This is a genomic window from Nonomuraea insulae (assembly GCF_042656245.1).
This window is the reverse complement of sequence record NZ_JBHSPA010000032.1, coordinates 1-26,276: the sequence shown is the minus strand read 5'-3', so window position 1 is coordinate 26,276 and position 26,276 is coordinate 1. Positions and strand designations below refer to the sequence as shown.

The window sequence follows — 26,276 nt, the reverse complement described above, 5'->3', positions numbered from 1 at the left end:
TACCTTCCGGACTTCCGTAACCCTACTTGGGTTCGTGTCCGGAAGAAGGCGGGCATCTCACGTCGCCTAGACGATCTCTATGAGGCGCGCGGCCTACTTGTCACACTTAGAGAAGTGGTCGTCTCAATTGACCACACATCACGTGTTACCGCCGAAACGGACAGGGGGCATGATAAGGATATGGACTATGTCCGACGCCAAATCCTCGCAAGTCTCGCAGCTCTCGGCACCACGGCCGCGCTGCCTTCACTCGACAACCTGCGCCATTTGATGGGACCGGACCGAGTCCAGGACTGGGAAGAAATTGTGTGGGAACGCGCTCTCGCATTCCACACACATCCGATACCTGACCTGGTGAAAGATCTGGCCCAAGACGTCATAGACATCCAGCAGAACCTCCAGAGGCTAGGCTCCGGCTCCGCTACCGCGGTCTCCTGGCAGCGCATCAACGCTCAACTCCTGTGCCTCCTGGCGCGCGCGCTTGGTTCCGCCGGCCATCCGCGTGAATCTCGTGGCTGGTGGAACAAGGCCCGCGAGGCGGCTGAGTTCAGTGGTGACGGGCAACTGCTGGCCTACATCCTGTCCAAGCAGGCAGTCCAGGGACTGTATGAGCACCGGCCTGTTCCAGTGCTGCTGAACAACGCCGACGAAGCGCTCGCCGCAGCAGAGGGCGCCCCGTGCGCCGGAGCCACCATGGCTCTGGCGGTCCAGGCCCAGATTCGCGCGATGCAGGGCAACAGGGACGGCTCCCTGGCGGCGTTGCGAGAGCAGGCGCAGGTATTCAAGCTGCTGCCGTCCAGCGTCCGCGACGATCATGACTCTGCGTTCGGATGGCCAGAGGAACGGCTAATGCATACGAGGAGCTTCGCCACCATCTACGGCAGCAACATGCCGAATGACGACGAAGCTCAACGAGCCGCCTTGGCGAGCTATCCGAAAAGCAACGCCCGTGGCCGAGCGCAGTTGCGCCTGCACCGCGCGCTGCATCACGTGAGGAGCGGCGACATCGTGGCCGGGCTCGACCTCGCCCGCGATGCGATCGCCGAGTTGCCCGAGCACGACCGAACCATCTTCGTTCGGTTCGATGCGGAGGCGGTCCTGACCGCTGTGCCTCAGAGCCTGCAGGGCAAGAGGCAGCAAGCCGCTGCGGTGGAGTATCAGCGGGTGCTGGCGCTTCCGCCAAGCAGCGTGTCGGATGTGTGAACATGATGATCTCCTACCGCGTTCATACGGGTGAGACCGCGGGCATGGCCGTCGTGAGTGAGCCGTATGTTCAGCTCTACGAGGACGTCCACGCTGACCCCTCCTACGAGGGCAACCCCCTCTTCAGCCGGGACGCATATCTTGAGCGTGCCTCCGCCCAGGCTCAGACCCCTGGTTTCGTGACAGTGTCCGCCGAGGACGGATCGGATCTCGTTGGGTACACCTACGGATTCACGATGGAAGCCGGGCGCTGGTGGCGTGGTGCACTTAAGCCGCCTCCTGACGAAGTCCTGAAGGAGACCAAGCTCGCGGTGATCGAGTTGATGGTTCGTGACGACCACAGGGGCAGCGGCGTGGGCAGGCAACTCCTGGCCAAGCTACTGAGGAACCGTGATGAGCGATACGCGACGCTGACAGCCCGACCGGTCGCCGCCGCTCACCGGATGTACTTGCGCTGGGGGTGGCGGGTTGTCGGCCAGTCGCAACCCGCGTCGGATGCACCCGCCATGGACATCATGTTGATCGATCTGGGAGTGTCCTGAAGATCTCGGCGGTCTGGCCAGGCGGAGTTTCGGGATTCAGACTCAGGTCATGATGGGTCGTCGGAGGGTTCCGGCCGGGCCTGAGGTGTGAGTCGTGCGCCGGGAGATGATCCCGGCCGGCAGCGTGTGCGCGTTCCAGGCCGAACATCAGCGGGGGTTATTCCTGTCGCAGACGTTCGTGGACACGTACGCGCCGGTGAACGGGCGTCCGTCGGTGCTTGTGGGTGCCGGAAACTCGGCCGTGGGGACTGACCTGGGGGTTTGGCGTTTCAGCGCTGGCAGGCATGATCGCGTCCATGGCGCTGCGGCTGGTTTATCTGATCTTTGTTCGGCTCTCGCTCTGCCCCGCGACATGCCGATCACCGTCCTCTCCGCCCCCGGGACACAGCCACGACAGGGCGGTCACCATCGCGGAGGAGGCCCGCAGCGCGGGCCGTACCGTCATCGTGGCGGCCGACGCCGCCGAGACCGAACTGACCGGCACCATGCCTCTGCATGAAAGCGGACGCGAGGAATTCTCCCCACTCCTGACACAAGCCTTCGCGAGCCAACTGGCCCACGAAACGGCCCGGCAGCTCGGCCGCGCACCCTTCTCGACCAAGCACGGAGCCCCTCTTCTTCCTGAGCAGCGGCGTTTTCGACGAGTTGCAGCACAAGGATCGCTCGCACGAGGGCGGTCGCGCATACCGACTACAGCGCAGCTTGATCAGCGTTTTCTGGCCCTCCATGGTCGGGGTGGTGGGCATTTCCCAAGTCCCGCGTCGCCTTCGTCTGGGTGATGGTGGACGACGTTAAGGAGGAGCGGCGGGCGCATGGGGCCTGATAGCCTGAAAGGCTTGGCTCGTCCATGATCGGTAAGGTACTTACACGCTCGAAGAACGGCCGCGATACATGGTGATACTCAACCCTCCATTCTCAGTTCCGCCGACCTGGCTCGACGAGCTGCGTATGACCATGTCTCGGCCCGCTGAAGCATGGTGCGACCCGATCCACACGAACCTCATCGCAACGGCGAAGGAACTCGACGCCTGGCTGCGTCAGATGCCTCCGTACAAGGGCATCCAACGTCAAGGCTGGTTGTGTCTACTCAAGGACTTCGAGCATAGTGCTACGAATCTCGGGCCTGAAGTAGCTCAAGAACTCGGTGGCGATCTGGCCTCTGCCGTTACGACAGCCCAGAGCCTCCACGCATTATTTACCCTGCGACGATATGATGCTGCCGCTACGCCTTTTGCAGCCCGTCGCGGGACCGATAGCGCCATCGTCACCCAGCTCGTACAACAACTTGAAGGCGCGGCAGTGCGCCGGGCAGCTTGGCGCGATCTTGTAGCCGTCTGCCAGGATACTGGTTCCTGCCGTGAGATCATTGCTTGGCGGCGCGATTTTCTGTGGGACCTTTTCCGTCTAACCAAATACGATCCCGACCGCTTGATGAGATCCTTTCTCGATATCATCGCCGACGATGAGTACGCCGTGATCGACGCGCAGGTATGGCTGGGCGAAAGAAATGCTTCGGCCTTTGACGCGCATCCTTCCCCCATGGCGCAAGCCGGTCTTACCGAATCGGCACGACTTGCCCTGTGCGAACGACTCGCTGCTGCACCTGCGGTCCTTGCCCATCACGTTGTGTGGTTTGCTTATACCCACGCCTCAATCCATCGACTTGACCTCGGGCCTCTCTCCTTCTATAACAGCGAGTGGGTAAGAGGTAACCTCGAACACGGTGGCCCGTTCTTGCACGAACTGCCGAAGGAGCTGACACACCCTGATTCATGGTTCCAGTACAGGGACCTACCCAAAGCCAAAGATACTGCGCTCGTTCGAGTCGATCTCGACAAGGGCAATTTTGCTGACCCCGTACAGTCGGCACGCGAGCAAGCTGAAGCTACTATCACGCTCGCTGGGTTCCGTCAGGGCGACGTGACCTGGCACATGATGCAGGGATACCTGCACTCAGTAAATGGCCACATCAGTGGTATCGGCACCTTCAGACCACCGCACGATCTAGATAAGCTTGCCCGTCCCGCTCACTTCGACAACATGAGCGACGCACTAAAAAATATCGGACCTAAGCTCGGCCCGCATCTCCCGTTGCGGGATGCAATGCTGGCCGAGGTAATCGACGCCCTGCGCGACTGGCAAGAGGCTACGCGGCAGTCGCCGCTATCTGCGATCCTGTTGAATGTTCGCATCATGGAATTTCTCGCAGCGCGCACCGGCCATGAGAAATGGTACCTCTATCTTGAGGAGTACCACGCACTCTCCTGGGTATGGGCTCATATGCATCGGGAGCTGCACAATACGGTGCATCAGGCCCTCTACTCGAAAGTACCCGGCATTTCGGAGGCAGACGAGGCAGAGGTCACTCGCCTGCAACAGGCAGTCTCCAAACACCACGGAGACGGATATACGGCTGACCTGCGCCAAGCCCTTGCAGCCCTGCCGACACTGACACGCATCTTCACTCTACGCGAGCAATTCGGTCGTCGCCTACATACACTCGCCGGCCGTCTATCCTCTCCGACTGCGGTGGCCATCTGGGGAGATGAGCTGAGGGAGCAGTGGACGCGATCACTGGAGCGCCTACAGCGAGTACGAAACGCACTCGCTCACGGCAATCCCATTGAGCCAATGACCGCACATACAATACACCTGTACTCACAACGACTTGCCGCCACAAGCCTGAGCATCAGCATTGACGGACTATTGGACAGTAGTAGCAGCTTAGTCGCGGAGCACGACAAGAACAGGGATAAAGCAGCAGGGTGGTTCTCTTCCGTGCAAACCGCCGCCACCGTCGAGGATGCGCTGTTTGTAAAATAGCCCCATTCTGACCTGGCCAGATTGTTTCATAATTGCATTAACGATGGCAGGTTTGTCGGTAGCGGCCAAGATGGTCAATCCATCGCTGATTGCCCCTTGGAATTAGGCGTGCTGGCGTAGTCGCTGGGCCAGCGAGGTCTCGGTCGACTCCAGGATGGCGGGCATGAGTCCTATTCTGTCGCCCTGATCGTTTGACCCGGGATGGTGCATCGCTAATGGCCGCGCGACAGCTCGCCGCCGCCGCTGGTGTCGATCACAGCCTTAGCCCCGTACGCGGGCGTGCTCCCTCGGGTGAGCCAGTCGAGGCGTACCTCGTCAAGGAGATCTCCCTGGCGTCGTGGGCCACCCTGGATGACTGTTGGTGGCTCATCGCCGAAGGCTGTGGCGCGAGCCCACGAGCCATCAGCATGGGACATGCGCGCGGTGCGCCGCCCATCGTCGTGTTCTTCGTACTGGCGCCGGATGCCCGGCGCAACGAGTTCCAGCATGGCGGCGACATCACTGAACGGCCGGATGCGCGCCACCGGATAGCGGCTCAGCCTCTCCTCGCCAGTATCCGTGGCAACAATCGGCATGGGCTCGTGCCAGTCCTCACCTGCCCCTTCGGCCGGGGTGAACATGCCGCGATCCCATGCGATCTGGCCCTCCGCGCCCCCGCCGGCGTTCTTGACCGCGCAGAGAATGAGCGGCGTCGCGGCGATCGTGGTCACCAGTCGGCCGCCGGCCCGCAGCGCCGCCAGCCACGAGGCGGGAATCGGACGCACTCCCGTCATGGACACGATCCGGTCGTAGGAGCCCGGCAGCGGCCCAGTCCCGTCCCCGGCCAGCAGCGTCGGCAGCAGCCCGATGGCGGGCGCCCGGCCGCCGCCTCGGTCAGATACGGACTGAAGTCGATCGAGGTGACCCATGCGGCGCCGAACCGGGAGGCGACAAGGGCAGCCGCATAGCCCGACCCCGTACCCCACGATCAAGACGCGCGCCCCCTCCCGTATCTGGGCGTGGCGCAGCAGCCGCAGAACCAGGCGCGGCATCGCCGACGTCGACGTCGGCACACCGGTCAGGACAGTGCCATCTGCAGCGAGGTCGGCATGGGCACGCTCCACCTCGGTCACCAAGGACACGTTCTGGTATGCGGCCCGTGCCCATGCATCCGGGTCCGCGGCACCGTCGCGCACCTGCCAGACACCCCACGGTTCGCCCTCGGCAGTGGACCACCAGCGGGGCACGAGCCGGTGTCTCGGGACCGCCGCGACGACCTGCCGCCACCGGGAATCTTCCGCGGTGACCTCCGCGGCGAGTCGCCTGCTGTGCTCCCGCCACCACATGCGGCCTCCTCACTGGGAAACCTGGCGCCGCCTCCGTGACGGCTTGTCGCGGCTACCCAGTAGCCCCACCAGGGCAAGCTCCAGGGGCTGAAAGGCGGGGACGAGCTGAGCAGGCGGGGGCCGCTATGGCGCCAGACCGCGCCCTTTCGGGACGACCAGGGCACTCTCAACGTGCGGACTAGGGTGCGTCTGTAGCGGCTGCGGCACAGACTTGGCGCAGCCACCGGTTGAACGCCTTCTGATAGCCGTCACCGTTGTCGACGGTGGCGTTGATGTCGGCGTTCGGCACCGGTTCGAGCCCGTCCGTCGGTCTCCATAGCGACCCGCGCGGTTCGTAGGCGGGGACGGGCCAAGGCCCAGCCATGGTTTGTCTCGCAGCAGATCACTAGTGGCCAGTTACCATACCTTTGGCTGTTGCGGCCTGCCAGCCCAGAATATGGCGGTCCGTACTTCGATAGGGGAGGTTTTCCTCGTCGTCGTGCGGCAGAATCGGAAGTTCGGGCTGAGTCGTTCATCGCCGCCCCGGCGTGAGCGACCACAGTGCGTGTCCCGTGAAATCCTGTTGTTCGTCTCGTGCGTTCGAAAGGATCTAGGTTGGAGCTGCAAGACGCCGACGCCTACCTTAGGCAAGTCACCCGGAGAACCTCCATCAAGGATGCGCTGGCGTGGCTAGCCGAGGAGCGCGCGGTGCCTCGGCCGATCGATCTGCCGAGCCTGCTGGCTTCGTTGCTCATAATCGAGGATCAGGCGCGGGCGGCCGACCTCCGAGGGCTGGCTAGCCGGGTGATTCGGCAGGTCTGCCGGTCCGAGGTGGTTTCCGAACTGGATCCGAGCCAGGAGCTTCTCGCGCTCGATGAGGTGCTGCGGCCGGCGCAGTACGGGGCTGCCCTTGACGCGCTGGCCGCCAGGACCGCGACTCGGACCCTGGCGAGCGTTACGCTGGCCGCCGTCATCGCTGCACAACAGGACGACCGCAACGTCGTAACGGCGCTGTGCGCAGCGGCCGGCTTGTCCTATCGGGATTTACGCGCCAGGGTCCGCGATGCGTCGGTCCCCACCGACCTACGTGGCAAGTGGAAGAACGACCAGTTGAAGGCGGTCTTTGACGTCATCGACGCAGTTATTACCGGCCGAGTGACGGCAAGCAGTCCAGCTGCCCAGCCGGCTCGGCCGGTTGAACACCTGCTGCCCGAGATCGACGACGAACCTGAGCGGCTGCGGGGATGGGCATTGGTTGAGCAGATGAGGGCCCACGGTGTCCCGTATGAGCTTCTGCTGACCCAGCGAGCAGTTGGCAGTGCATGGGTCGCCCACAGGAGCAGCACGGGCAAGAAGGTGCAAGCTGCGGTAACGACCTCTCTATGCGAGCTGCTTGACGAGCGGTCGGTGCCCTATCACCGGCTTGCCATGAACGCGGCGTCACGTGATCTGTTGACGCGGGTGGGAGCCAATTCGACCGCTGCTGCGGAGGACGGACGTAACGAGGGCGGGCAACTCGCCGTGCTGGTGCATTCTCCGGCACTGACGCACGCGGTCGCCGTCTCGGTCGCACGGGACGGCGGAACGGCAAGGAAGAGCGGAGCTAGGCTTGGGACGCTTCCGGCGCGCCTCGGCATCGCCTGCAGTGTGGTGTTGGTAGGACCGGGATGGGCGGAACGGAACACCACGGCCGAACTCGCTCGTCCTTTTAATGGACGAATCTACACAGAGCGGACAGTCGCTGAGCTTGCAGACGCGCTCAGCGGCATAGTTGCACAGGGCGAAAGCCTAGTGCCGGTCGAGCAGAATCGCGGCGCACAGTCCACCGTCTCGGTTGACGGTCCATCGGAGGCCCGCCCATGAGTTCGCTGACCCAGCAGGCCCGGCGCGATGTCATTGCGGCAGCCAAGGCGGCAGTCACGGACCAGACTGAACGCAGACCGTTCGAATGGCGCGGCGGGGACATCATGCTGCCCGTGGTCACCGTCCCGGTGGGTGATGTTCTACTCAACCACCGCACGCACCGCGTACGCGCCCAGGTCGAGAGTCTCGGAGCCGGCGGCACCATCATCGATACCAACCCGCACAGTGAGGAAGCGCAACAGCTACTGGCCGACCTCATTCGGCAGACCAGCGGGTACAACGAGGTCAAGGCCATGATCCGCCACGAAAAGCAGCGCGAGCCGGGGCTCATCACGCACGAGGGTGTGCTGGTCAATGCAAACACCAGAGCGGTTGCATTGCGAGATCTGCACGAGGAGGTACGGCACGAGAGTGCTTTCGCGTTCATCAAGGTCCAGGTGCTGCCAGATAACGCCGACAGCACCGAGATCATGCAGCTGGAGTTCAATTACCAAATGCGGCGGAGCTACCAGCAGCCCTACTCGTTCACGAACCAGTTACTGTTCATCAAGGATCTGCTGGACTCCAACCTAAAGCCGGACGAAATCGGCGTGCGGATGAAGCCACACTACGATCCGACATCTGCGAAGGATCGACGTGCAGCCGCCGAAGAAGTGGAAGCCGAGGACCGACTTCGGCAGATCATCGAGGAACTGATCGCCGCAAGCAGTGGAGCGCTGCACTGGCCCGACTTCGACGACGACCGGCAGAACTTGATCGAGATCGACGAGTCCTATCGGAGGATGGTCGCGCGCAAAGGCCCGGATGCGGCGCGCCGCGTCAAGCAGGCGAAACTCGTCGGTCTCCTCGCCGGGATGGACTACCGCCGGGTAAGGCACATCGATGAGTCTTATCTGGATAGTTATGTGCTCCAGGCGCTCGAGGAAGAGCCGAACTTGCGGTCTGCCGCGAAGTCCCTGGCGATTGGACAACAGGAAGTCCCCCGCGCAGACCTGGGAGGGCTTTCTGTCCTCGATGACCTCAGCGAGGACTCGCCTGTTGATCAACCCGGGGAAGTCACCCTGCAGCCGCTGTTCGACGTGCTCGTCCGCCACAGCAGGGTCGACGGCGACACCGACTGGGACGCCGAAGTGGAGATACCGACCACTGAGGGCACCACGAGGCTGCCGAAGAATACGTTCTTCGACGCGGTCAAGGCTGCGATGCAGACAGCTGCGGACAGCAAGGCGCAGGACGATCAGGGCCAGGACGCCCTCGACCTTCCGCGGCGTCAGCTGAACGCTGCTGGTGCCGCATGTGACCGAGTACGCCGGGCGTACGACGAGCTTGAGGACGACGGCGATCAGCCGGACCCGATAGCGCTCGAGCGCGCACTCGAAGCCTACCTGCGCTCGCACGATGAACTGCTGCATTACCTTGCAGAACGCGGATTCGCCGCCGCGGAGAATCGACTGTGACCGACGGCCCTGCTATCTCGCTCGACTTCGACCCAGCGGCGAACGTGGTCCTTGCCCAGAAGGTCGGCGCCGTCCCGGACGTGTTCTGGGGCCAGCTGCGCGTCGAGTGGGGCTACGACGGCGACCCAGCCCGGTCCGTCCGGGTACCGCTCGAACGATTCCGCGAGAACATCGGCTGGCTGGGCCCAGCCTGTAACCGCTACAGCGTCGATATCGCGTGGGCGCCTGCCGCCGAGGCGATCATCACCACGATCAAGCTTGAACGCAGGCAGCTCGAACACGCACGTCAAGAGGTCAATACGCCGATAACCCCCGACGAAGTGGAACGCCGCCTCAAGGGGAGCCGCTTCGTCAGGCCGCTCAAGCCGTTCCAACTTCGCGACGCGGCCAAACTACTCGGTCTGGCGCACGGCGCGAACTTCTCCGTACCCGGCGCCGGCAAGACGTCCGTGGCATACGCCGTCTATGAGGCGGAGCACCGCGCCGAGAAAGTCGACCAGCTCCTGGTCGTTGCGCCGCTCTCAGCGTTCGACGCATGGGAGACGGAGATCGGGGAGTGCTTCAAGCCGGGGATGGCCCCAGTCATCAAGGTGTTCGGGACGCCGGGCAGCCAGGACGCTGAGATCCTGCTGGTTAACTATCACCGTTTGGCGGCACACCTCAGCGAGCTCACCAAGTGGGTCCGTAGACGGCGAACCTTGGTGCTGCTCGATGAGGCGCATCGGATGAAGGCGGGCCGCATCGGCCAGCACGGCAGCGCGTGTCTCGACCTTGCGTTTTCCGCGTCACGGCGGGACATCCTGACGGGGACACCCGCTCCGCAGTCAGCCCAGGACTTCGTCGCCCTCTGTGAGTTCTTGTGGCCAGGGCAGTCGCGGCGGATCCTCCCGGCCGAGGTAATGACGAAGAACCCCCAGCCGGAAACACTCCACGCAATCAGCCAAGCCATAAAGCCGCTCTTCGTGCGCACCACGAAGAGCGAGCTGAAGCTGCCTCGGCCCACACTCAGGCGGGTCGTAGTCCCGTTGAGTGGCCTGCAGCGGGAGATCTATTCGAGTCTCCGCGATCGCTACGCAGGTATGCTGCGCATGTCGATGAATGACCGCGTCGAACTGGCGCGCATGGGCACGATCACCATGTACCTGCTCGAGGCGGCGAGCAACCCCCAGCTGCTTGCGGTCGGGTCACGTGACCTACCCGGTGAGTTTGCCCATCCACCATTGCCCGTCGAACCTGGGAGCCGATTGTGGGAAATGATCGTCGGCTATGGCCGCTACGAGACGCCTCCCAAGTTCACCCGCCTATTGGAGATCATCGCTCAGAACGTCGCTGATCCGGCCGGTCCCCGCAAGACGCTGGTGTGGTCGAACTTCGTTTCCAACCTCGAAGGTCTGAAACGGTGGCTGGCCGAGTACCAGCCCGCCATGATCCATGGCGGGGTTCCGTCCGTCGCAAGCGCGCCGACTGCGGCGATCACCCGGGAGTCGGAGCTGCGGCGCTTCCGCCAGGACGATGACTGCAAGGTCCTGCTCGCCAATCCCGCGGCGATGAGCGAAGGCGTCAGCCTTCACCACGAATGCCATGACGCGGTCTACTTCGACAGAACCTTCAACGCTGGCCACTACCTACAGAGCATCGACCGCATCCACCGGCTCGGTATGGATCCCAACGAGCGCACTACTTTGCTTTTCATGATCACGGATGACACCGTCGATCAGGTCGTTGACACGCGAATCCGGGACAAGGCCACCAACCTTGCTCGCGCGCTGGACGACAAGGAGCTTGTACGGATGTCGCTGCCTGACGACGAGGACTACGGGTCTCCGATCGAGACCGATGTAGACATGGCCGCGTTGCTTGCCCATATCGACGGCCAGGATAAGTGAGAAACGGTGCTGCCCGAGCCGCTCCCGGTCCATCCGAGTCACCGGCACCTCCAGGCGGCGTTCTACGTAGCTCGGCTACTTAAGCCGGATGGCGAACTCCGACACGCCCTCGACCGGAGCTACCGCAGCCTCGCAACGGGCGCACTGCACGATCACCGGAGTCTCGCCGAAGGCGAACGCCTGCTCTCGCGCGCTGGCCTGCTCGCGACCCAGCGGCACCTCATCGTTCCGTCCGACGACCTGCTGGCCATGGCCCGATTGCCGGTGGACACGTTCGTCGAGGCCCTGCTTTTCAAGATTCTGACCGACCAGCGCGAGGTGTGGCTGGCGCAGATGGCGACGACCGATGAGGTCCGCTGGGAACTCGTGCCGTACGACATAGCCACCACGCTTGCCTCGACCTTCGAAGACGTGCGCGAACGCGACGCGTTGCTGCTTGCCGCAGCCAGAAAAGTTGATCACCAGGTGCTACAAGAATTCGGGGACGAAGGTGAGCAGGCGGTACTTGAGGCATGCCGGACCCATCTCCGCAGTGCCGGCATGCAGCACATGCTCGCCGATGTGGCCCAGGTCAGCCTGATCGACGACACATTAGGCTATGACATCGCCAGCCCCGATGCCGCCGGCCAGCGTCACCGCCTCGAGGTCAAGGCGACCTCGGCACCATCAGGCTGGGTGGAGTTCTTCATCAGCCGGAATGAGGCCACTGTCGCCGAACGCGATCCGCGCTGGTCGCTGGTGGTTACCCGGCGGGAACGTGATCCCACCATCACTGAACCGGTAATGCAAGTGGCCGGCTGGCTCACGCACAGCGATTTCGCCCAGGCGCTGCCCGCAGACCCGCCACTCGGCCGAGGCCAGCTTCGAGGCCGCTGGGCGTCATGCCGGATCACGATCAGTGCCCAGTGCCTGCGGCCCGGTCTCCCGCTCAGGAAACCGAACGAACCGGGCTCAACTGGTGCTACGTAAGGGTGACTCCCGATCGGGCGAACGACGCCGTAACATGATCGGTTGTTCGGATGTACGACACGCTTCCCCGCACGTCCGTGATATCACCGTCCGGGACAGTTCAGTGAGCGAACATAGGATAAACATGACCGCGATGACGACCCCAATGACCGACCCACAACCGTCGGTCCCATCGTCCTCGCAGCCTGAACCACTGCGCAGCCCTCTCGGCGGACTCGACTACCGCAAGGTCAGCGAGGAAGCGCGAGCCGAGAGCCGCAATCGAGAGGTTCACCTTCCGCCGGTCAGCACCTACCGCTGGTGGGCCCGGCGGACGAGCGCCGTCAACGGTGCTGTCATCGACGCGTTCAACGCAATGACGCCTGGCCGGCTTCTCGTGGCCGATATGTTCGCCGGAGGCGGCGTTATCCCGCTCGCAGCTGTCGCGCGAGGCCACCAGGTGTACGCCCAGGACCTAAACCCCTGGCCGACCGCCGGTCTCACCGCAATGCTCGGGCTTCCCGCACCGGACAAACTCCGCGAGGCGGCATCGACGATCGAGCAGTGGGTCCACACCGAGGTCGAGGCCGCCTACGGCACGACCCTCACCGACGGGACCAGAGGCGTCGTCTCCCACACGATCCGAGTGGCAACGGGCGAGTGCACCGGCTGCGCTCAGCGCGCACGCATGTTCCCCCACGCGCTTGTGTCGCTGCGAGTCCGCAAAGAGAGCAGAAACCCCCAAGCGTGGATGGCCTGTCAGCGTGGCCACCTCTTCTCAGCCAATTCCGACAAACGTCGACGCTGCCCGACCTGCCACATCCTCGTCGACCCGACAGCCACCTACACCCCGATGCGGACGATCACCTGCGAATGCGGCAAAACCGATCGCCTCGCCGATCGTGCCAAGACCTGGCAATGGGAGATCGTCCTCGTCGACCGGTCCAGCCGCATCGCGCGTGAGGTCGACATCCCTACCGAGGCCGAACGCGAGCAGGCTGACTCGAGTGGATGGCAACCGGCTCACGACCTGGGACCGATCCCGCCAGGCCAAGAAACGAGCGTACTCACCCGTCACGGCTTCCAGCGCTGGCAGGACCTGTACCCGAACCGGCAGCGCCACATGCTCGAGCGCATGCTCGATCTGGCGAGCCGCTGTTCGAAAGATCCTTCAGTCCTGCGCGCGGCGGAACTGGCCGTCGTCGGAAGCGCCGAGATGGCCGGGCACCTGTCCCGCTGGGACCGGTTCTACCTCAAGAGCTTCGAATCAATGGCAGGCCATCGATTCAACCTCACAACCCTGGCTGTCGAGCCGAACGTCTGGGGCGGCGTCGGCCGCGGACGCGGAACCATCCTGCGACGCCTCAACCAGCTCGTCAAGTCCGCGACCTGGTTGCATGAGAAGACCGGCCGTGAGCTGCTCGTCCAAGGCCCGCTCACCAGCAGCACACCGGCCACCGCCATGAACGAGTGGGACGTACGCGTTGTCGAAGGCAGCAGCGAGCAGATGGTCCTACCATCGAAGTCCGTACACCTGGTTCTGACCGATCCGCCGTACCACGACGACGTGCAGTACGCAGAATTGTCCGGCCCCCTGCGCGCGTGGGCTCGTCTCGCGAACGAGAAACTCACCAACGAGGTGCTCACCGGCGAAGCCGTGGTTAATAGCGCCACCGGCCAACTCGTCGACGACGGCGCCTACGAGGCGCTGCTCGGCCGCATCTTCAAAGAAGCTCGACGTACACTTCGACCGGACGGACATCTCGTATTTAGCTACGCCAATCGAAGCCCACGCGCCTGGGTCGCCGTCTTCGGCGCGCTGCAAAGCGCCGGCCTGCGCGCCGTGGGCTGCGAGTTGTTGCACAGCGAGAACGAGACCGACCATGCAAAGCGGGGCGTGCGGGCCTGCACCCTCGACCTCATACTCGACCTCGTTCCGGCTGGACCTTCTGCCGTCGAGCAGCACAGACCGCGTCCCTCTCCAGACATCCCGCTCACTGACGAACGACAGTTCCTCAGCGTCGTCGCCGACATGTTCCTGCGAGTTGGCGACCTCAAGGACGGATGGCGCTCCGAGGTCCACAAGACGTTGTCAGAGCACCCCTTTATTACGCCCATCGAGCGTGTCACGTGAGTGATTGTTAAGCGTCGTTCGTCGTGGTGACGATGCGGTGGGGCAGCGTCGTTCGGTGTGAATGTGTGGGATGTGGGCGGGTCCTTATTGCCGGTGTGGGTGTGCGACGACACGATGGGGCTGTCGTGGAAGGCGACGGCTCTCCCTGTCATCTTGGCGGATCGTCGGGAGGGCCGTGCTGAGGTGCTTGGAGGCACCGATGCTCACGGTAGGCAAAGACGCGGCCGGGGTCGAGCGGATGCTGACGGGTGGGCGGTTGGTATGTCCGGTGTGCCGGGGACGGTTGGCCCGTGGTCGTATGCCCGGTCGCGGTTAGTATTCGGAAAGGGCGGCTGCGGTGGCGGGTGCGGCCTCGGCGGTCGCGCTGTGGGGTGCGGGTGACTCATGTGTTGTTGCCGGTCAACCTGCTGCTGCGGCGCCGCGATGAGATCGGCGTGATCGGGACGGCGCGGGCCGAGCAGGTGCGGGTGGTGTTCACCCGGTTGGTGGTGGCTCTGGATCCGGACCCGCCGCCGATCGAGCCGGTCGGTGATCCGGTGGCCGAGGCGGTGCGGTCGATCGTCGCGGCGGCCGGCGCGGCCGGTGGGCGGTTCGCGTTCGTGGTGTCGCCGTGGAAGCTGGCGGGCGCGGTCACGTCGGGCACTTTGCTGCCGCCGGTGTTGATCACCGTACCGATCAACACGAACCGCTCATTGTGACCAATGATCACCTTCTGTCAGCTTCGTGGGGTTCCGTTCCGGCACCTGCAGAAGGGGCGCCGCAGGCAAGCCTGCACCACCATAACCGGCCGGCCCGGCGGTCGCGCCTCAACTTCACGGTTCCCTGTCCTGATCACGGGAGGCGTGTGGTCCAGCAAGTTGATCGGCAGGGACGGGATCCGCAGCCGAAGCCGGTAACGATGTGGGCAGATCTGCCTGAGCTTCATAGACGGCGGCATACAGCTGTTAAAACCGTGCCTCCTGCTCGTTTCGGTCGAGCGCGGGCGTATGGTGACTGACGAGGACGAAGAAGCACGAACGATCATCATGCCGCACCAGCTCTCCTCCACGGACGAGTGAAGACCGCCTATGCCACCCTAGGCTTCGTAAGGCCATGACCTGGCCAGACGGGATCGTCGGCAGGCGCAGCATTGCCTTGCCTTGCGTGCGATCCTTGCCTGGTAGTCATAAGGCCACGAGAAGAGTATATGTCGCTCGGGCCTTCTATAATTGGCTCCTGTCAAATCGCAGGAGAACCTGTGGCTGTTCCACACGAGAACCGCATCCGCGAACGCCTTGCGCAACGACTCGATGTCCTGGAGCCCGGCCTGCGCTTTTGCGCAGAAGAGTACGTGCTGGCGAATACTCAGGGCACCGGGGGGCGTATTGATATCCTCGCCCGTGACCAGCACCGCATGTGGGTGGCCATTGAGTTGAAGCGAGCAAATCAGACTGCACGTGAGGCCGCGCAGGAGATTACGAAGTATGCTGAACTGCTTCGACAAGAAAAACGGCTTCGCGCGGATCGCATCAGAGTGATCGTTGTCGCGCTTGAGCCGCAGTGGGCGGAACTCCTGGCCCCGCTCAGCAATCTTGCCCGCGACTGGCACCACGACCTTCGTGGGTACAGCTTGCGAATTGACGAAGTCGGGACTCCGCTTATGGCGCGCCGCGTCGACCTCCTGCCGGCGCCCCTCGATCAGAAGCTCACGTCCGTCCACCACATGTACCTGTTCGAGAAGTCAGCAAGCCGAGACGAATGTTGGGGGCGGGTAATTCCCCGTGCCTCGGAAGCCCATGTGGACGATCTCATCGGTGTTGCACTCGACTACGGCGGCGAGCCGGACATGGTGAGGTACCCGTTCGCCCTCTATATCGCTCTCGGGCGCGTCGATCAGAGGAAAGGGGAACAGCCATGCTTGGACGCTTGCAGCCATTATGCGGTCGATGCGGATGAGCGAGACGAGCACGACCACCCCGACGAGTACACCGCTCTGTGCCATGTAACCAGCTCTGTCCTCGGTGACAGCGCTGAGAGCGGTTACCCCGACAAGTTCACCCAACTCGTGGCCGACCCAGACTGGCAGGTCGCCCAGGTGCGGACCAGCGGTGCGTTCTCCTCCAATCTCTACGAGACCGACGACCTAATTAACGCTTTGCGGGGGAACGAAGGCGGCGCCCAGGTTCTCTTTCATGGCAGCGCGAGCACCAAGGTTGTCTCGCAGTGGAGGGAATTCCGGCAGGCAGCTGCCATGTGTCTCGCTGGAAACGACGACTGGATCGAGCTGGTCGGTGGATGGCTGGACATCATCGGCGAGCTTCCCTACGAGCTCGATGTCACCGCACACATCTTCAATCCTTGTGATCTTGTCGAAATACTCGTCCATGGTTCGCCACATGCTCTATCGGAGTTCCGCGCCAAAACCATAGCCGCGACCATGGCTGAATATGTCCCGATGGTCTATGTAACTGCCGTGCCACCTGGTCGGGACCGCTTTGCTTACGAACTGAGTGGGATGCTCCGGTGGAACGGCAGACCCGTCCCCAACCTTCGTGACTGCGTCGAGAGGGTCTACCCCAGCCAGGCTAGCTGGTGGATTGCCCGGTTTGGCGGCACCTGGTGGCAAAACGATCGTGACCTACTGCGCATGCTTGGTCTGCGGTACGTGGCGGAGTGGACGGTGCTAGATCCCTTGCCTCAAGGTGGGTTTGAGACACGCGATGGAGGTGTCCTTCTCCCAAGCGATTTAGGCCCGGAAACGGTTGAAGGATGGGGTGGCTTGTTCGGTCTCGCCAGTTTCGTCGAGCAGCACCGTGACGAGGTCTACCATCTCGCCCAGGATTACGGGCGAGGCAGGCTCCGGCGCGACACGCCGCCGTAGACGCTCCGCCCACAAGCGTTTGATCAAGCGGCGATGCCAAGCCAATAGGTCGCCTGGGGGGACCGGCCGATGAGCCGCTGCACCGCAAGTAGGAAGTAGGAAGTAGGAAGCGGGCCAAGGCCGCCAGGAGACTCGATCGGCCCCGGTCGGCTTCGGCCGGGTGTCCTGACACTTCAACAGGGCCACCTCATGACGACGGACCATGATCTCGATGTTCATGGACGCTCAACCAAACCCCAGCACCCCTAGCCAGCCAAACACCGAATCAAGGGCAGATACAACAGACGAACCGACACGACCGTGACCCGCACCGCCGGACGGATAAGGCCCTGACCAGGGCAGGGATCATGAAGTCCGTATATCTCCATAACCTGCACGGATGATTATTCGGCACTCGCAGCCGAGGAAACGGGGCGGACGAATGCCGCTGCCGCCTGACCTGACCGAGAAAATCGTCCGCCTGGCCGACGAAGGCGACGGCGACGGTACCTGTGCGTGCACCCCTCTCTGCGTCCGCTCCTTAGTTTCCCTCCGCAAGGGCAGGGCTTTCCCGTTGTCATGGCCCGCGCAGCTCGCAGTTGCGCGGGCCATAGTGTTCCACCCCAGTCACGTTCAGGAGAGCACGGACCGGTGCGGGAGGCAGGCGGTCAGCTGGTGCTGGCTCGCCTGAGCAGGGCCTTGATTGCTCGGTTGTCGTCGCTGGACAGGCTCCCGCGGTGGGCCTTGCGCAGTGCCTGCAGGCGTCGTGCGCACCGGACCTTGTTCTTGCGGTCTCCCAGGTCCAGCGCCTCTTCTAGGCGCGCGATGGCGTCCTTGAGCTCGTTGGCGATCTGCTCTTCGGAGCGGGGCGCCGGTTTCCTCACTGCGGGCGCATGTCGCCGAGTGGGCTCTGACGCATATGAGCGGGGAGCCCTGCGCGCGGAGGCAGGTTTGCCCGTGGGTCCGACGTCCAAGCCCTGCAGCCGCGCGAGCTGGGCCTCAAGGCCCATGGGTGCAAGGATCGACTTTCTCGCGGGCAGGGCCGGAGGCGGCGATACGTAGCGGAACATGGGCACGCGCCGGTGCTGGCTTCGAGTCGGCCGTCACCGGCGGTGCGGGCTCGGGCGGCCGGGGAGCCGGGTTGGGCGCGGGCACGTAGCGGCTGATGCGGCTCCAGTCCCCCATATTGTCCGGGGTGGACAGGAAGACCTGCAGGGTCGCCGAGGACGCGGTCGGGACGAACCTGATTTGCGCGTAGGCGATGCCTTAGCTGTCCAAGATCGCATGCACCTCGGTGTTGCGCTCGTGTACGAACCAGTCCCACTCGAGTCCCTGCGCGGACGCGGCGTCCTGCTGGACCTGCATGATCGTAACGGCGCGGAGCACGATGCGGGTGTCCCTGGTGCCGACGGGGCCGCTGATGTGCATGTAGCGGGCGTTATGACGATCGATGGGATCGAAAAGTCGACCTGTCCCTCGGAAGGTCGCGGCCTTGGCGCCAACGCTTTAGCTCAGCCCAGACGATGGGGGCCTCGAGGTCGAGCTGGCCCGGTTCCTCTGCGCCCGGCGGCACTGCGCCTCGCTCTCGCCCTGGTGATAGAAGTGCGGGATTTTCTCTTCGCCGATGCGGGTGAAGAGCTGGCGCCCGCGTATCCTCGCACCCAGCGATCTTCGGTCCTCAGGCTGATCGGTTGCCGGTGCCGCCCGACCACCCCAGCGATGGGGTTGGTCAAAGCGGTACAAGCTCACCGGGAGCTTTACGCTCCGAAGGACGTTGAGGATCCAGGCCAGAGCTCCCAGCGGTTGGCTCGTCCTCGCCGCACCTCAGCATCGGGATACTGGTCCTGAAGCTCCTTCAAGCGCTCGAGAACCTCCGAGATCGGCAGGCCTGACGGAATCACCGCGAGCGGTTCAGCTTTTGGCTTCGACGGAGCCACCGGCTGCTTCGGAGCGGAGGCGCTATAAAGGATCTTCCGAGCTTCCTTGAGCCGAGCAGCCCAGCTGGGCCATGCCGGACATGGACCATCCCAAGGCGGAGTGGACCAACCGTGACTGGAGAAGGGAGCCGGACAGTCCGCACACATGTCCTCGGACGCAAGTGGCGGGACAGCGAGGAGCTTCTCCAGTTTTTGACGCGCCAAGCCCAACTTTATCTGGAGCTTGGAGCGTTCATCTCGGCTTGTGGCTGCCTTCAGAGCGGCGTCTATCTCGGGGAGCTTGGCGCGCAGTTCCTCGACCTCGGACTGCCGATTGAGACGGTAGTAGAACAATGTGATTTCGCGCCGATCCTTGGGCAGCCGGCCATGCGCGTCGACGACGTCCTCGGGGTCGCCGACGAGGTTGGTAAGCCGTTCGATCTCTGATCTCAGCTGTGCGATGGTGCGGTCGTGTTCGGCCACCTGTTCGGCGCGTCTGCGCGGGTCCATTGCCGGAAAGCGTGTGCCATCGCGCAGTCCGGCAGTTTCATGCAGTTCGAACTCCATCCGAGATTGATGTTCGAGCAGAGACAGCCTCGCATGCTCGCGCTCTGGGTCATATCGCAAGCGGTCACGATCACAACGCTCACGGTCGGCGGCCTGCCGCGCCTTGAACTCGCTGTCCTGGCGAGCCATCATCGCGTCGATCTGCTTCTTGGTCATGGGGCGGTGGCCTGGTTCGGCGCGTGTCCATTCCCCCATGATCTGCTGGGCTCTCTCCAGGTCCTTGGCCCGGTCGTTCAGGACCCAGGGGTTCCAGTCAGCGTCGTCATGAAGTTCTATGAACAGCGCCCGCGCGGCAAGGAACTCCTCCACGGACGACGTTGCGCCCTCTTTGGGCTTCCAGAGCAGGCCGTCATGCTCGATGACGCCATCTGGGTGGTTGAGCTTGTCCTCGGGGGCCATGCGGCCATCCTCCTCCCCTTGTCAGTCTTTCGTCCGAACCAGCAGAAGATCGTGGCTGGTGAATGCCTTCAAGGTTTCGCGACAGCGTCTCGTGCAGACCGACATGGCCCTGATCGTCTTTCGTTGTCCCACGCGACCACCAGCAGCAATTTCGAAGAAGTTCCTCAGCCCATCGCCGCATGGAGAGATGCCATCGAACAATGTCAATCACAAACTAGCAGCGTCATCGCATTGTTGCCCGGCCATTGTTCATGTATAACCAGGCACCGCAGAACATTCAGGAGGCCATCGCCACGTGGTTGCCAGTGCCTAGCGGGACGGCTGATCGGCGGCCAGGGCGCCGTAACGTGGTCGTTGAGCTGTGTGGCGACCACCGTCTTGGATTCGCTCGCTTCTGAACGATCATCGCAGGTCCGTTGAGGAGCGCATCAAATCCTTCCCGGACAGCAAACCATCCGGGACGTCAGCTCGCCAATCGCATGTAAAGTAGGGACGTTTAAGGGATGCCATCCGCCCCTTTTAATCCGCAGGTTCCGGGCTCGAGCCCCGGGCGCCGTACCACTCTCACCTGCACGTTCGCCCACCCCTTGAACAAAAGATCAAGAGGTGGGTCATACTTGGGTCACGTCTGAGACAAACCGATACCGCGGGAGCTTTCTGGCAATGCGCTCAGCGTGGCGGCCCGTTCGTGGGGTGACGCCGGAGCTGGATTGTTCGCTTTCGCAGCCGGTGACCTGTTCTTCGTGCCGTGGCCTCGGCCACCTCGTCATGGAGTTCGGGTAGGACCGAGGTGTAGGTGTCGGAGGTCAGCACGACACTGGCATGCGCGAGCTGCGGCGCGGCAGCTCGCGCAGCGCCCACCCGCTGGTGAACTCCATCGCCACTGTCTCGTCCAGGTCGGTGTCGCCGAAGGCGGCCGTACAGAATTCTAGGGAGCGCGTTCCAGGGATGGTGCCCGCGGCGAAGCCGGCGAACGGGTAGAACACTTCCGAGATGGTGGGGGCGGCGGAGGGCGGCAGGCGCCAGGACACCGGCAACCTATGCTCGGGGATGCCCTGGTTGTGGGCCAGCATCACCGAGACACCGTTGAGTGTCGGGTCGTGCGGCAGTCCAATCCACCGCTCGGTGCCGACCATGGTGAACGGGTCCAACTGGCCGGGGTCACCGACGAACAAGCCGCGCTCGAAGCGCTCGACGATCTGCAGCAGAGTATCGGAGCGCATCTGGTAGGACTCGTCTAGCATCGCCCAGCCGAACGTTCCGTCGCGGATGGTGGCCAGCTGGCCGACGTGCCGACGTTGACCTCGCAGCCCTTCAAGTCAGGCAGGGTGGTGCCAACAGACGTGTTCGCTGGATCGCTCACGCCCGGCGGCGGAGCGTACCCGCCCTTGCTGAGTCGTCCGATGAACAGAGCATTGACCAGACAAGGGTCAGGGTGACAGCGCGATGTGAAGTCCGCTAATATAAATAGTGCGGAGATAGCTTCTCCGCACCAGAACTTCATTGCGTCGGATCATCTCGATGATCAGACGGCAACCTCGGGGTCTGGCTGCCACAGCGGCGCTAACCGTCGCGATGCTGTGGACAGGACCTCCCTATGGGGTGCGGCCAGTGCGGGATAACCGCGGAGGACGCGCGAGCCACTGCCAAGGCGAGTCGACGACATGATCTCTTTGCGATAGCCCCCGCGCGGGGCTATCTCACTATGGAGGTGCATGTCATGTCCTCTGCAGGCTGGCCCTCAGGTTTGGGAGACCCCTTCGTAACCCTCGCGCACGTCGTACGAGAGTGGCGGGCACTCGGTCGTGTGACCACTACTGCCGGAATCAAACCGGCCTTCATCGCTGCCATGAACGGTGCGACTGAGAGAGAATTCGGATACCGAACCTGGCGTGAGTTCATCGAGGCCGCAGTGGAATCCGGCCATGTGCATACTGAGCGACTGGCCACTGGCCATACCGGTGTCCTGTTGCCGGAAGAGACCATGGAGACGCACGGCGCGGCGGTTGACCGCGCGTCGCGGAGAGATACGGCTGGGCGCCGCGATGGTCGGAAGGTGATTGCCGCTCAGGCTCGCTTCAGGTCCGACGTGTGGATGACATTCGTAGAATGGCAGGACGGTCACCGTCGGCTGTGGGACTGTCAGGCATCGCGTGCGTTCATGTATCCGGTGGATGAGCAGGGCGGCGCCGCCTGGGACAGCGACCCCGGAAGATTCACGCCGATCGAGCCGATCAGGCCAGCTACCCAGAAAGAGTGGATGAAGGAGTGGGTCTCGACACTCCCGGTTGAAGACCAGGCCGCCTTGAGAGAGGCTCTGGCGCCGAACGCGCCGCTGAGAGCGTTCCGGCGCGAGCTCGAAGCGCGCCGCCTGGTGCTGGCATGGCGCAGCGAGCTGCAACATCGTGTGGCCGAGCATGTGTACGAGTGGGCAAGCGCGAACGGGATCGCCTGGCTGGATCTCATCGACCATCGGACGTCCGAGCTCTCAGCTCCAATCGTGACCAAGCCCGCGTCGCGGACGTCCCCGTCAGCGTCTCGGCATAGACGCCCGGCGATCACGGGGCAGAGCACCAGCACCGAGACCGAGCGGCTGCGCGAGCTGGTGCATCGCGTTGTCGACCAGATGTCTCTGGCAGAGCTGGCAGCGATCCCTATTCGCGCCGAACACCTGCTTGGTCATCAGTAGACAGCGCAGGTGACCCCACATGTCGCCCATACGAGCGAAGGCCGCTTGTAACCTACGATTACTCGCGCTGCAGGTCTATGAGTGTACGGAATTGGCCGGAGACTTTGTGACGCAGGTGTTCGCCGACAACAAGACCGCCTCTCCGCTTCGGCGGCGTTTGGAGAGCCGGAGCGATCGTTCCTTCCTCTGCCCAATGCACGCGACGCTCTGCGGTGCCGGATTGTCCGCAGGCATTGCCGCCGGATGCCTCGCTATGGTGGTGAACGCCCCCACTCTGGCGTTGACGCGCGCCTTGCTGCAAGGGAATACCGAGATATTGCACGGAGTGATCGTCCGGGAAGCGGGCAGCCGGGATGGCAACGGGCTGCTAGTCGAAATGCGTACCACGGTGGGGTCGGTGAAGCCGCCGGGGGTTGTAGCAGCGAGCATCGATGTGACACCGGTCGATGTCGACGCGCTGGAGGACCAATGCTTTCTCGTTGAGCATCTTGAGGGGCTCTGGCGCGAGTTCCGGGTCCGTGAGGTCACGTTGCCGCCCGCGCACACACCCAGGAAATTGGTGTGGCTCGGAGACCCAACGGCCTGCGGCTACCGCGAAGTACCAGCCGATTGGGAGGCTCGCGTACGGGTCGTCGGCTCGGTGCTCGGGATGCGAGTACTGATCGCGAAAACGCCGCAGGAGGCCAGCTCCCAGACCTTGCATGAGCGGGCAGATGTGACGGTCCGCTTGCGCGGCGGACGCCCCTGGGAGGGTGTGGAGCAGCGCATCGAGGAGCTGGGGCAGGACGTGCTACCCGTCGGCGTGGTCGGCTCATCCTTCCCTGAACTCCTGCGGTCGGCGCGGGAATTGTTGCTGCCCTGCGTTCTCGAAGTGGAGGGCTCTTCCGCCGCACGCCCACTCGTGCCGGGTGAGATCGTCTATCACCGCAAGATTCATGGGGGTGGTAGGTTTGATCGCTTTGACAACGGATCGTCCAAACCGTGCCCTCATGGCGAGAACAGCTTCATCACGTGGAATGCGGCTGACAAGGCGGCCAAAGGAATGGCGCGACGGTACACCAATTTCTACGATCGCGATGTCCAGCTGCTGCACTGTGAGAAGTATCCGAATTGCGGGGTCTATGCGGTGCGCCGGCGCGACGAGCGTGAATGACGCGGCTATGCCGCTCGAAATACTATCTAGCACGGCAGCCGTAGTACTTGATCTTCGCGCGTTATAGATCACGAGATCGAGCTAGCGTAGGTGTGCAGCGCAGGTGAGCTTGTTGGCGCGGTGTTGATGGAGGCGGCGCCAGATGGACCAGGCCAGCAGGTGGGGCCTGCGCCTGCCGAAAATGCCATCCGCGCAGATCATCCAGCTTGCACGGCTACCACCAGCGATACCTGGTCGATCTACCGGTCAGCGGCCGTGGCGTGGTCGTCGAGGCGCGGCTGCGGCGGCTGAACCCGTTTTGGATTCCGTTTTCGAGACGATCACTACGGGTCGAGCGCCTGATCAAACCCTCCTGCGGGCTGCGCCCATGCAGAAGGTCAGCTCGCAAATCGAATGTAAAGAGGAACGGTCAAGGGATGCCATCCACCCTATGGTTGCTCGTTGGATGCTCATCGGCATCTGATACGGCATAGCACCGGACGGCATTCTTGGAAGTTTTCGACAACGGCATTTGCGGACAGAGCGAAACATTAAGATACGGTGCGACACGGCCCCTTTTAATCCGCAGGTTCCGGGTTCGAGCCCCGGGCGCCCTACCACTCCCACCTGCGGTTTTCCTTCTGCACAAGACCTCGGTTCTTGATCTGGGTCATGCTTGGGTCACCTCTGGGGCAACCGGATCCTCCGGACTTTCCGGGCACTCGTACGCGCCGTGGCCATGTACCAGCCGAGCCGTCGCCTCCGCCGCCTCGTGATACAGCTCCGGCAGCACGGAGGTGTAGGTGTCCGCGGTCAGCACGATGCTGGCGTGCCCGAGCTGCCCCTGAACGGTACGCAGATCCACTTGCGCAGCCAGCGCGGTCGAGGCAGCTCCATGACGGAGGCCGTGAAGCCGTACCGGCGGAAGACCGCTGGCCAGCACAAGCTGCCTGAACCTTCGCGTCAGGTAGTCCGGCGCCACTGGACGGCCATCGTCGCGGACGAACACGTACCCGTCGGCGTTCCACCCCGGGCCACTGCGCTGTCGTTGTTCGGCTTGGCGTCGTTCGTGTTCGTGCAGCAGCCGAACCGTCTCACCGTGTGCCGCTCGAATATTGAGTTACGTTGCCTGAGCTGCGGCTATGCGGCGTCGTGGTATTCGTTGATCATGCCGGTGACGACGGGTTTTCGGCGGATGAATCGTAGGTCGTTGAGTTCGGTCACGTCCCGGACGGCCTGCGTTGCGATGTCCGGAGGACGTTGTTGTCGGGACTGGTGCGGCCGGTGCCCGTTGTAGTGGATCAGATACTCGCGGAGCACGAAGGTCAGGTGGCGTTCGTTGACGATCAGGATCCGGTCCAGGAGCTCACGGCGCAGGGTGCCGATGACCCGCTCGCAGATGGCGTTCATCCTCGGCGTCCGCGGCAGCGTCGTGACCACCCTCAGCCCTTCGGCTGTGAAGACCTGCCCGAAGGCGGAGGTGAAGAGCGGGTCCCGATCGTGGATCACGAACCGCAGCCCAGCGATGCGGTCACCCAAGTCCATGAGCAGGTTGCGGGCCTGCTGCGCCGTCCATGCTCCGGTCGGGTGCGCGGTCACTCCGGCCAGGTGCAGTCGCCGGGTGCCGTGCTCGATGAAGACCAGCACATACAGCCGCTTGAGCAGCACCGTCTCGACCACCAGAAAGTCGCAGGCGATGATCGCGTGGGCTTGAGCGGTCAGGAATTGCCGCCAGGTCGGTCCGGCGGCTCGGCGGGGTGCGGGATCGATACCGGCGGCGTGCAGGATCTCCCACACCGTGGAGGCGGCGATCGGGTAGCCCAGGCGGGCCAACTCGCCTTGGATTCTTCTATGCCCCCAGGTCGGGTTCTCTCGGGCCATCCGCACGATCAGTGCCTTGACAAGTCGGCGGGTGCCGGGCCGTCCCGGGCGCCGCCGGTCGGTGAAGGTCCACTTGCGCGCTACCAGGTGACGATGCCAGCGCAAGATCGTCGCTGGGGTGACCGGGAACACCTCCGCCCACCGGCGGCGGTGGACCAGCCTCGACAACGCCGCAAGCCAGAGCCGGTCGGCGTGCCCCCACCGCGGCCGGCCGCCGAGCTGACGGCGCAGCACCTGATTCTCGTGACGGAGCACCAGCAGCTCAACCTCCTTGGACAGATCAGCGCGGACCAGTACCGCCAGCAGACCGAACAAGTACCGCACCAACCGGTAGACCAGCGACAACAACACCTCGCGATGGTCCCAGCCGCCGCCCTGATCGCGCAGCGAAACCCCAGCTCACAGTACGAAACCGTGTTTCCGAGCGGGACAGGCACCGGACAGGTTTTCCTGACGAAGCACCAGCAGCTCAACATCCTTGGACAGATCAGCGCGGGCCAGCACCGCCAGCAGACCGAACAAGTACCGCACCAACCGGTAGACCAGCGACAACAACACCTCGCAATGCTCGCAGCCGCCGCGCTGATCGCGCAGCGAAACCCCAGCTCACAGCGCCAAACCATGTTTCCGAGCGGGACACGCCACGCGAAGCCCTCACAGGGGCATGACGTGGGCGGATGCAATTTTCGGCAG

Annotated in this window: 20 protein-coding genes; 13 read left to right on the top strand and 7 right to left on the bottom strand. The window is 63.6% G+C overall.

Annotated features, from left to right (window positions below; all coding sequences use genetic code 11):
* Positions 1 to 180 precede the first annotated feature (180 nt).
* The 3 genes from ACFPZ3_RS29375 (at position 181) to ACFPZ3_RS29365 (ending at position 4,568) form a co-directional block, all read left to right on the top strand.
* The gene (locus ACFPZ3_RS29375; RefSeq protein WP_379517501.1) at positions 181 to 1,203 is read left to right on the top strand and encodes a hypothetical protein; all 1,023 of its coding nucleotides are present in this window, start codon (positions 181 to 183) and stop codon (positions 1,201 to 1,203) included.
* A gap of 2 nt (positions 1,204 to 1,205) precedes the next feature.
* Complete coding sequence (locus ACFPZ3_RS29370; protein ID WP_379517500.1) at positions 1,206 to 1,745, top strand: GNAT family N-acetyltransferase; 540 nt, start codon at positions 1,206 to 1,208, stop codon at positions 1,743 to 1,745.
* A gap of 891 nt (positions 1,746 to 2,636) precedes the next feature.
* Positions 2,637 to 4,568, top strand: coding sequence for a hypothetical protein (locus ACFPZ3_RS29365; protein ID WP_379517499.1), 1,932 nt, complete (start codon positions 2,637 to 2,639; stop codon positions 4,566 to 4,568).
* A 212-nt stretch (positions 4,569 to 4,780) separates the two neighbouring features.
* Here the strand turns inward: ACFPZ3_RS29365 and ACFPZ3_RS29360 are convergent, their stop codons facing one another.
* Positions 4,781 to 5,893, bottom strand: coding sequence for a protein-L-isoaspartate(D-aspartate) O-methyltransferase (locus ACFPZ3_RS29360; RefSeq protein WP_379517498.1), 1,113 nt, complete (start codon positions 5,891 to 5,893; stop codon positions 4,781 to 4,783).
* Positions 5,894 to 6,487: 594 nt separating this feature from the next.
* Between ACFPZ3_RS29360 and ACFPZ3_RS29355 the strand changes: the two genes are divergently transcribed.
* The 7 genes from ACFPZ3_RS29355 (at position 6,488) to ACFPZ3_RS29325 (ending at position 17,020) form a co-directional block, all read left to right on the top strand.
* Positions 6,488 to 7,735, top strand: coding sequence for a hypothetical protein (locus ACFPZ3_RS29355; RefSeq protein ID WP_379517497.1), 1,248 nt, complete (start codon positions 6,488 to 6,490; stop codon positions 7,733 to 7,735).
* Positions 7,732 to 9,192, top strand: a complete 1,461-nt coding sequence (locus ACFPZ3_RS29350; RefSeq protein ID WP_379517496.1) for a hypothetical protein — start codon at positions 7,732 to 7,734, stop codon at positions 9,190 to 9,192. Before ACFPZ3_RS29355 ends, ACFPZ3_RS29350 begins: the two co-directional genes overlap by 4 nt.
* Positions 9,189 to 11,078 (top strand): DEAD/DEAH box helicase, encoded by a 1,890-nt coding sequence (locus ACFPZ3_RS29345; RefSeq protein ID WP_379517495.1) that lies wholly within the window; start codon positions 9,189 to 9,191, stop codon positions 11,076 to 11,078. Before ACFPZ3_RS29350 ends, ACFPZ3_RS29345 begins: the two co-directional genes overlap by 4 nt.
* A gap of 6 nt (positions 11,079 to 11,084) precedes the next feature.
* Positions 11,085 to 12,047, top strand: coding sequence for a protein NO VEIN domain-containing protein (locus tag ACFPZ3_RS29340; RefSeq protein ID WP_379517494.1), 963 nt, complete (start codon positions 11,085 to 11,087; stop codon positions 12,045 to 12,047).
* A gap of 124 nt (positions 12,048 to 12,171) precedes the next feature.
* Positions 12,172 to 14,160: a hypothetical protein gene (locus ACFPZ3_RS29335; protein ID WP_379517493.1), complete on the top strand. Its 1,989-nt coding sequence runs from the start codon at positions 12,172 to 12,174 to the stop codon at positions 14,158 to 14,160.
* A gap of 377 nt (positions 14,161 to 14,537) precedes the next feature.
* On the top strand, positions 14,538 to 14,858 hold the full coding sequence (locus tag ACFPZ3_RS29330) for a hypothetical protein (protein WP_379517492.1): 321 nt from the start codon (positions 14,538 to 14,540) through the stop codon (positions 14,856 to 14,858).
* Between the two features lie 539 nt (positions 14,859 to 15,397).
* Complete coding sequence (locus ACFPZ3_RS29325; protein WP_379517491.1) at positions 15,398 to 17,020, top strand: endonuclease NucS domain-containing protein; 1,623 nt, start codon at positions 15,398 to 15,400, stop codon at positions 17,018 to 17,020.
* Between the two features lie 647 nt (positions 17,021 to 17,667).
* Here ACFPZ3_RS29325 and ACFPZ3_RS29320 read toward each other — a convergent pair.
* From ACFPZ3_RS29320 to ACFPZ3_RS29305, 4 genes are all read right to left on the bottom strand, one after another.
* Entirely contained in the window at positions 17,668 to 17,883 is a 216-nt protein-coding gene (locus ACFPZ3_RS29320; protein WP_379517490.1) for a hypothetical protein, read from the bottom strand.
* A 382-nt stretch (positions 17,884 to 18,265) separates the two neighbouring features.
* Positions 18,266 to 18,427 (bottom strand): hypothetical protein, encoded by a 162-nt coding sequence (locus ACFPZ3_RS29315; RefSeq protein WP_379517489.1) that lies wholly within the window; start codon positions 18,425 to 18,427, stop codon positions 18,266 to 18,268.
* 329 nt (positions 18,428 to 18,756) lie between these two features.
* Positions 18,757 to 19,881 (bottom strand): hypothetical protein, encoded by a 1,125-nt coding sequence (locus ACFPZ3_RS29310; protein ID WP_379517488.1) that lies wholly within the window; start codon positions 19,879 to 19,881, stop codon positions 18,757 to 18,759.
* Between the two features lie 806 nt (positions 19,882 to 20,687).
* A complete protein-coding gene (locus tag ACFPZ3_RS29305; RefSeq protein WP_379517487.1) occupies positions 20,688 to 21,125 on the bottom strand; it encodes a hypothetical protein in 438 nt (145 codons plus the stop codon).
* Positions 21,126 to 21,688: 563 nt separating this feature from the next.
* Between ACFPZ3_RS29305 and ACFPZ3_RS29300 the strand changes: the two genes are divergently transcribed.
* Together ACFPZ3_RS29300 and ACFPZ3_RS29295 are read left to right on the top strand one after the other, a co-directional pair.
* On the top strand, positions 21,689 to 22,570 hold the full coding sequence (locus ACFPZ3_RS29300; RefSeq protein ID WP_379517486.1) for a hypothetical protein: 882 nt from the start codon (positions 21,689 to 21,691) through the stop codon (positions 22,568 to 22,570).
* 106 nt (positions 22,571 to 22,676) lie between these two features.
* A complete protein-coding gene (locus tag ACFPZ3_RS29295) occupies positions 22,677 to 23,723 on the top strand; it encodes a hypothetical protein (RefSeq protein ID WP_379517485.1) in 1,047 nt (348 codons plus the stop codon).
* 649 nt (positions 23,724 to 24,372) lie between these two features.
* Here the strand turns inward: ACFPZ3_RS29295 and ACFPZ3_RS29290 are convergent.
* The gene (locus ACFPZ3_RS29290) at positions 24,373 to 24,711 is read right to left on the bottom strand and encodes a tyrosine-type recombinase/integrase (protein ID WP_379517484.1); all 339 of its coding nucleotides are present in this window, start codon (positions 24,709 to 24,711) and stop codon (positions 24,373 to 24,375) included.
* 131 nt (positions 24,712 to 24,842) lie between these two features.
* Positions 24,843 to 25,838: an integrase core domain-containing protein gene (locus ACFPZ3_RS29285; RefSeq protein WP_379517483.1), complete on the bottom strand. Its 996-nt coding sequence runs from the start codon at positions 25,836 to 25,838 to the stop codon at positions 24,843 to 24,845.
* Here ACFPZ3_RS29285 and ACFPZ3_RS29280 point away from each other — a divergent pair.
* A partial coding sequence (locus tag ACFPZ3_RS29280; RefSeq protein WP_379517482.1) for a hypothetical protein occupies positions 25,827 to 26,276 on the top strand: 450 nt, incomplete at its 3' end. The two genes, ACFPZ3_RS29285 and ACFPZ3_RS29280, sit on opposite strands and share 12 nt — an antisense overlap.